Source organism: Microcoleus sp. (genome assembly GCF_049646505.1).
In the GTDB taxonomy this organism is placed as follows: Bacteria; Cyanobacteriota; Cyanobacteriia; order Cyanobacteriales; family Microcoleaceae; genus Microcoleus.
The window spans coordinates 1-7,620 of record NZ_JBARVX010000216.1; the positions used below are offsets into that span (position 1 = coordinate 1).

A 7,620-nucleotide genomic window follows, 5' to 3' on the forward strand; every position below is an offset into this window, starting at 1 on the left:
GTCGGCGCAGGCCGACTTTGTTTCTGTAGACGCGGTTTCAACCGCCGAATCATCAAGGGGGTATGTTACTTGATCAACCAGTCGGCGCAGGCCGACTTTGTTTCTGTAGACGCGGTTTCAACCGCCGGATCATCTTGATCAACCAGTATAGACGCGGTTTCAACCGCCGGATCATCTTGATCAACCAGTCGGCCTGCGCCGACTTTGTTTCTGTAGACGCGGTTTCAACCGCCGAATCATTTTTCTGCGCGCGCCAAATGTTGCAGCCAGGATTAGCTCGCTAAGAAGGTACGATCGAAAAAATCGGCTTTTAGACTCAGGACATTTTGCAGTCGATCGGCAATACTGGAGCAAATAAAATGCAAAATTTGAGGAAACACTGATGAAATTATTGCCAATAACAGTCGCTCTATCGGCTGCTTTGACCCCGGTAATGGCTGAAGCTGCCTTTAGCGGTCCGATGCTGGGAGCAGCCGATTTTCCCAGAGCCTCAAACCCGCGAGTAAACGTGCCGGTTTGCTTCATCGAAACCCCAAGCGGCACAACTTTTGATTTAGTGAGCTTGTGCGGCGCTAACGTCGCTCCCCAAAACACTAATCCGGCTGCCGGCAACCCCGCCAATGCTCCCGCAAATAACCCCAATGCAGGCAATCCGGCGGCCGCCCCCAACCCCAACAGCATCACCAGAGATGCTGCCGGCGCTCCGATAACTACCCCTGCTGGGACTGCAAATCCCAACAATCCCAACAATCTCAATCCGGGAACTTCGCCGAATACCGCTCCCAACAATATCAATCCGGGAACTTCGCCGAATCTGACTCCGAATAGCCCTCTGTCTCCCACAGGTGGAAATGCTGGCGACAGCAACGGCGATTTGGTTCCCAATCGCAATCTCAATCTTCCGAGAGTGCCGCCGAGTTCCTTTGGCCCTGGAGGTGTTGCACCGACTAGAGATGCGATTGACGGCCCCCGTTAATCAGCCAAGGGTGAAACAGTTCCACAGAAACCGGGTTTCTCTGAAATGTGTTCTTTTTTGGGCGATAGTTTGCTTTGGAGAAACCCAACATATTTATTTGTCTGTGTAATATTGATGTCAGGTACGATCGCGATATTCTGTAGCAGAGCAGCGAAATAAAAGTTAAGCTAAGAACTTGTAGGCGCTATCAGCAAAGCATTTTTTCAAAACAGGGAAACCAGTCAATCGCGAAACAAAATTAACCAGATTACTCGGAGGCTCTCGATGAGCAAAATATTTGTGTTAGATTCCCGCAAAACTCCTCTAGACCCGATCGCACTTCAGGAGGCAAAATAGTGTCAAACTTAGTTCGACGACTAGAAATAACCGCTCACCAGCAACTAGAAAAATCCCTCGGCTATCGAGGAGACAGCCGCTGGGTAGCTTGGGGGTGGGAACCGCAAATAGACCAAATTATTTGCAGCGACGGCAAAAAACTCGGCACTGGCAATAATATGGCTTGGCTGGTGTTTTTGCAGCACGATTTAGTTCAGCCTGCTGTACGAGAATACAACTTCAGCGAGGGCGATCGCTACTGGCTGCTTTTAGACAGAGAAACTAGAAATCTCTACGCCGGCGAAGCCAAAGCAGTACAAAGTCTGCTCGAACAGTCCGAAAGTTTAGCTTTGTTAGCCTGTCTGGACGGCGGCAAGGGCGATCGGCAAACCAGTCAAAATTGGCAGCAAACACTCTCTCAACTAACAGCAAAACCATTTGTTCGCCACTTAACAAATGCCGTTCCTTTCGGAATCGCCGCCGCTTTAATAGGTGCTTTAGGAATCGGAACCGGATTGTGGGTAGCGCCGGCGGTGCAGCAGAAACTAGCCGCCGAAAAAACAGCTTTTACTTCTCCAATTAGTTCTGGCGCCAACTGCGGGATTGGCGGTTCCGACGATTTTTCCGCTTATGTCGGTTCCTCAAGCAAAAATAAAGAACTTCACTTAATCGGCGTTTACGAAGCTAATGCCGACCACAAGAACCGAAATTTATCTAAAAGTGCGTTAGCGAAGCCCTCGAAGAGGATCGAAATTAAAGTAGAGCCCCGAAACAAGCCAATAATTCTCGCACTTTCAGCCTACGAACCAGTGCAGTGGAACATTACCGCAGAACCGGGCGCAGTTATCGAAAAAATCATTATCAACGGATACCACAACCAAACCTTTTCCGGCGTTTCAGGAATTCCAATTGAAGAGCACACCTACGAAAAAACCGGAGAGTCTCTCGGCGACTTTACCTACAAGTGGGGTGCCACCGCTGAAAGTAGAAATACATCTTCCCTCGTAACTAAATTGGAACAAAACAACCGCACAAGTTTAACTTCCTTTCAAGGATGCTACAGAGGTACGAACTTTACGATTCAGTAACAATAGACTTCTTGCAAAAATAGTTAGGACCGGCTAGAAGCCATCCCACAAAAATCTTTTTTCTTGTGGGATGGGCTTCTAGCCCGTCCCAAAATTTGACTAAAAGGACTTTTGCAAGAGGTCTAATAATTAATGATTTTAGGGCAGGAAATAGCAACAGCATTGCCGTGTCCTAAATAGCTGTGTTTTCAATCGTTATATCAAGAGAAGACTCGTGAGGGTAATTTCATCATCCAATCCAGTTGATTTTACCCGTTTCCTCCGTTGCTTTCTCCCTTTTTTCAGCAATCCGTTGATATTAATTGAATCCTATATATTTTGTACTGTTATATCGTTTCAGGCTGCATCGGTATTGTTTAAACCGTCAACAGTCAACAGTCAACAGTCAACAGTCAACATCACCTGACGGTACAACCGGAATTAATATTATTTGACAAGCTTATCTAATGACTGTATCATAGGCTATTAACCTTAAATTTTTGATTTTCCACAATCACAATGCTAACAAACTTAAGATGAAATACTGGCACGAAACCCTCGCTGTAGCGCAGAGAATTTTAAGAGAATTGGGAAGGCGAAGACGCAGTTTAATTTTTTGGGCAATTTTTCCGATTTCAATCTTGGTAATTAACGCCTTAATTTTAGCAGAACGCGCGCAACTGACAACAGCAAAAGCCTTTGAAACAGCCGCACCTGCAAGCTTAGTCGGAGCCGCCTTATTTTTTAGCTGTCTCGGCGGCAGCGTAGCAACGGTAGTGTCAGAGCGAGAACAGCACACACTCAAACGATTATTTATTTCCCCCCTGAGCGGCACTTCCTACTTTTTAGGAATTTTCCTAGCTCACAGTGCGATCGGCATCGGTCAAGTAATTATAGTATACACCATCGCCAGTTTTTTAGGAGCACAATTCCAAGGCTCTATTTTATTAGGAATTGCGATAATTCTGCTCAGCATTATATCTTATGTCGGAGTCGGCTTCATTCTCGGCACCCAATTCGCGCGGCGCACAGAAGATGTCAACTCCCTAGTAGCAGCTTTCGGCGTTCCCTTATTAATATTAGGAGGCGCATTTTTGCCAACTTCGCTGTTTCCCAAAACCCTGCTCGACATCGCCCAGTACAATCCAATTTATCACATGAACGAAGCACTAATCCAAGTTTGGGCAAACGGCAAAAACTTTGATGAAATCTCCCAACACTTCTGGTTTTTATTCATATTTTCTCTAGCCATGATAGCAGGCGGATGGCTTTCTTACCGCAGAATGTTGACAGTAGAAAGAAGACTGTAAAACCCTCACGCTCTTCTCCTCCTCTGCGCCCTCTGCGCCCTCTGCGGTTAAAAAAAATCCCAAAAAAATCGCCAAGTATCCAACTCATACTATACAAAAAAAACCGGAGAATTCAAGCAGTGCTGCAAATAGAAAAACTCAATAAATCCTACGGCGAACGCTCAGTGCTGCGAGATTTGACACTCCACATACAAGCCGGAGAAATCTACGGATTGCTCGGCCCAAACGGTGCCGGCAAAACTACAACTATCAATATTTTATGCAATCTGCTAAACGCTGACAGCGGCAAAATTTCCATCAACGGCGAACCAGTTTCCGAAGCTACTAAACAGTTAATCGGCGTAGCGCCACAAGAAAACTTGCTTTACAAAAGCCTTAGCTGCGAAGAAAACCTCAACTTTTTTGCTCAAATTTATGGTACGGAACGGAAGCAGAGACGCTATCAAGTAGAACAATGTTTGAAAGCCGTAAATTTGACAGATAGAGCCAAAAGTCCCGTGGAAACTTTGAGCGGGGGAATGCAGCGCCGCTTGAATATTGCCGTAGCATTGGTGCACCAACCCAAATTAGTAATTTTAGACGAACCGACAACAGGTTTGGATATTGAGGCGCGCTACGAAATTTGGGAGTTAATTCAGCAGTTGCAATCCCAGGGAATTACTATTTTGCTGACAACACACTTGTTGGATGAAGCTGAGCGTCTGTGTCAAAAAATTGGAATTTTGAAAAATGGCAGTATTGTCGCAGAAGGCAGTTTGGAGGAGTTGCAAAAACTGATTCCGGCTGAGGAGATTATTGTTGTCAAAACCCAACAAGAAGCTGAAGTCATCGCTAGGGCAGAAAAATACAATTTCATTCTCCGGCGTTATGGCAGCGATTTAGCTTTTTGGCTGCCGGAAGCTTTAGAATTAAAAGAGATAATTTTGCGGTTCGACGGGATTTCTATTGATTCAATTGCGCGATATCCGGTGCGGTTAGAACATATTTATGTAGAAGTGACAAAACAAACTGTATCCTAATCCGCGTCCATCCGCGTCCATCCGCCCGCATCAGCGGTTTACAATTCCAAGGTAATTAACTGAGCAATTTCATCAGTTTGAAAACCCAAAGCCATCGGCTTTTGCACCCCCGGAATCACCTGCACATCATACAGTTCCGTGACAATTCCTTCAAACCGCAACCAATGAACGATCGCCCCTGTCGTCAAATCAATCGCCATCATACCACAGCGAGGCTCAGCATCCTTAGCTACCAACAAATCATCCAATTCCAAACCGCTAAAAGTATTGTCGCCGCCCCTCGGTTTCGACAAGCCAACAATCGCCCAATTATCCCAAAAAGCCAATCCTCGGACATATCCCGGACAAAATGCGATCGCCTCAAATTTCCCCGTCTCTAAATCCACATATCCTAATTCCCCTCTCCCCGAATTCAGCAACCACAACTTGTCTCGATACCAGCGAGGAGAGTGCGGCATCGACAATCCTGTGACAATAATATCATTAGATTCGACATCAATAACTATACCGCCATTTTTTCGCCGATCGCGCCAGCCATCCACCACATCCGACTGACTCGAAGCCGTGACATATTTCGCCTCCCCATCCACCATCGCCAAACCGTTGAGATGACAGCGGTCTTCATTTATATACTGTGAGATAAAACTCGGTTTCCACAAAGGTTTGCAACTGTGGCGATCGCTCAAAGTAGCGATACAATTAAACAAAGTGCTAATAAAAATGATTTGATTATTCTTATCGACAGCGATATCGTGAATGTCGATATCTCCTGTAGTATAGCCGATTCTTGGTATGTAGAGGCGATCGTAACCTTGATGTTGTCCACCCTCCGCCAGCACATTTTCTAATTGCCAGAGTTGATATTTTGAGCTTAGATAAAGGCGTTCCGGGGTGCAGAAAAGTCCCATTGCGCGATCGAATATACGCCAGAAAGCTGAAATTCTGTTAGTTTCTGGTGCAGCACCGATTAACATTAACCTGCTGGTTTGATAAGTAGTGCAAGCGAGGCTGATTTGTTGTTGGGTTAACCAAGATGGTAAATCGCGATCGCCAAAAATCTCGTGTTCGTGTACAGTATTGAAATTTGTGTCGTTATTCATATAATCTAGAAAATCTTTATAATAGACATCTCCCATAATTATATTGTGGAACAGGCATCTTGCCTGTTCTTAACAGCCTTTTTGGGAGATGTCTATTATATATCCAAAACGTAGGGGCAGGTTCACCAACAATAATTGCCTAAAACCGACAATCTCATAAACCCGCCCCCACCCAAACTCACAGTAACAATGGCTCAATTTTGATTTGCACCTCCTCAATCACATCTTCAGATACAGACTCAACGAATCGAACACCGCGAATTTTCCAGTCTAGACACTTGATTTGATCGGCAAGAATTACTCCCTGAACTTTCAATCCAGTCGGTAGGGGAACTTCAAAAGGATACCCTTTTTGTTGCTTTGTAATCGGCATAAATAAAGCTAAAGAGCTTTTCTGATTGTAAGCACGAGGTGACAGTACAAAAGCAGGTCTAAGTCCTTTTTGTTCGTGTCCCTTCGTTGGGTCAAAGTCTAAATAAACGATATCACCTCGACTCGGAATGTAGGGATTTGATGGTGTCACCAAACTTCATTCCCCACAGCAACTCCACTATCAATCTCGGTATGAAGATTCTCTGGGGTAATCGCCTCAACTAACTCCTCAAGCGAATAACGCCGGCGAGCGATCGGCTCAATCGTCAGCCTACCATCTATCAGCACAAGCTGCACTTGGGAACCTTCAGCTAAGTTAATCTCTTTAGCTAAATGCTGTGGAATCCTCACAGCAAGACTGTTTCCCCATTTGGCGATCGTCCCAACCATAGCCTAATCCTCTAGTTAGCGATATCACTCTCAGGACTTCACCCTTTTTTCAAGGATGTATATACAGAGTGTCTACAGCATAGCAACTAAGAAAAAGATTGACAACTTGTAACGGGCGGGTTGTACCGACAATAATTGCCTAAAATCAATCATCTCACAAACTCGCCCCGACTTCTACTTTTGATAATTTGTTTAAAATAACCAGCGAAATATAAAGATTTAGTAAATGAGTGAGCTCAAGCACTGAAAGTACGATCGAGCCTTAGTAAAGTATTACTCATCAAGAAGAGCGCGTGTCATCCACCACAAGGTAGAAATACCGCAGGCGAGAATTAAATCGGGGGCATCTCCCAACCAACTCAAAAACTACGAACTACATCAAAAACCATGAAAACTCTACATAAAATTAACCGTTCCCTAAATAAAAATATCGCGAGTTTGGTTGGTTGCTAAAGCAACCAACCAAACTCCATCGTCATCCTTGACCCCACAATACCCGACTCCAAACTCCTACTCCAAGGTATCGAGCCTGGTACGCAAACCTACATCCTCGAAAACTCAACCGATGCCGTAGAGCAAATTACCGCAATCCTCGCTCAGCATCAAGGCATCGAAACCCTCCACATCATCACCCACGGCGGTTCCGGCAAGATTTACTTAGGTACAGCAGAACTCAACAGCAGCAACATCGAAAACTACAGCCACCAATTGCAACAGTGGCGAAACGCCTTCACAGCCAATGCCAGCATCATCTTATACGGATGCAACGTAGCAGCCGGAGAAACAGGCCGCCAATTCCTGACTCAACTCCACCAACTCACAGGCGCAAACATCAGCGCCAACTCCCAACCTACAGGTAACAGCGCACTCGGTGGCACCTGGGACATCCCCCAACACATCCCCCCATCAACGCAAAAGCCCCAACTAGCCCTCACCGAAACCACCCTCAAAACTTACAGCCACATCCTAGCCACCGCCAACCCAGACACCAAAGCCGTTACAGTCAACTCGCCCTCTGTCAGCATCGACGTACTCGCCAACGACACAGCCATCGGGCGCGCCTCAGTACAA

The 7,620-nt window shown here is 45.8% G+C and carries 8 protein-coding genes; 5 read left to right on the plus strand and 3 right to left on the minus strand.

What is annotated here, in order from left to right; genetic code table 11:
- Positions 1–382: 382 nt before the first annotated feature.
- The 4 genes from WBA89_RS11610 (at position 383) to ccmA (ending at position 4,687) form a co-directional block, all read left to right on the plus strand.
- Complete coding sequence (locus tag WBA89_RS11610) at positions 383–976, plus strand: hypothetical protein (protein ID WP_424406505.1); 594 nt, start codon at positions 383–385, stop codon at positions 974–976.
- Between the two features lie 335 nt (positions 977–1,311).
- Positions 1,312–2,379: a hypothetical protein gene (locus WBA89_RS11615; protein ID WP_424406507.1), complete on the plus strand. Its 1,068-nt coding sequence runs from the start codon at positions 1,312–1,314 to the stop codon at positions 2,377–2,379.
- Positions 2,380–2,894: 515 nt separating this feature from the next.
- Positions 2,895–3,668: an ABC transporter permease gene (locus WBA89_RS11620; protein WP_424406509.1), complete on the plus strand. Its 774-nt coding sequence runs from the start codon at positions 2,895–2,897 to the stop codon at positions 3,666–3,668.
- A 119-nt stretch (positions 3,669–3,787) separates the two neighbouring features.
- Complete coding sequence (gene ccmA / locus WBA89_RS11625; protein WP_424406511.1) at positions 3,788–4,687, plus strand: heme ABC exporter ATP-binding protein CcmA; 900 nt, start codon at positions 3,788–3,790, stop codon at positions 4,685–4,687.
- Between the two features lie 38 nt (positions 4,688–4,725).
- Here the strand turns inward: ccmA and WBA89_RS11630 are convergent, their stop codons facing one another.
- The 3 genes from WBA89_RS11630 to WBA89_RS11640 form a co-directional block, all read right to left on the minus strand.
- Complete coding sequence (locus WBA89_RS11630; protein WP_424406513.1) at positions 4,726–5,787, minus strand: TIGR03032 family protein; 1,062 nt, start codon at positions 5,785–5,787, stop codon at positions 4,726–4,728.
- A 178-nt stretch (positions 5,788–5,965) separates the two neighbouring features.
- Entirely contained in the window at positions 5,966–6,310 is a 345-nt protein-coding gene (gene mazF / locus WBA89_RS11635; RefSeq protein ID WP_333092488.1) for an endoribonuclease MazF, read from the minus strand.
- A complete protein-coding gene (locus tag WBA89_RS11640) occupies positions 6,307–6,549 on the minus strand; it encodes an AbrB/MazE/SpoVT family DNA-binding domain-containing protein (protein WP_333385157.1) in 243 nt (80 codons plus the stop codon). The genes mazF and WBA89_RS11640 overlap by 4 nt, the downstream gene beginning before the upstream one ends.
- A gap of 477 nt (positions 6,550–7,026) precedes the next feature.
- Here WBA89_RS11640 and WBA89_RS11645 point away from each other — a divergent pair.
- A partial coding sequence (locus WBA89_RS11645; protein ID WP_424406516.1) for a DUF4347 domain-containing protein occupies positions 7,027–7,620 on the plus strand: 594 nt, incomplete at its 3' end.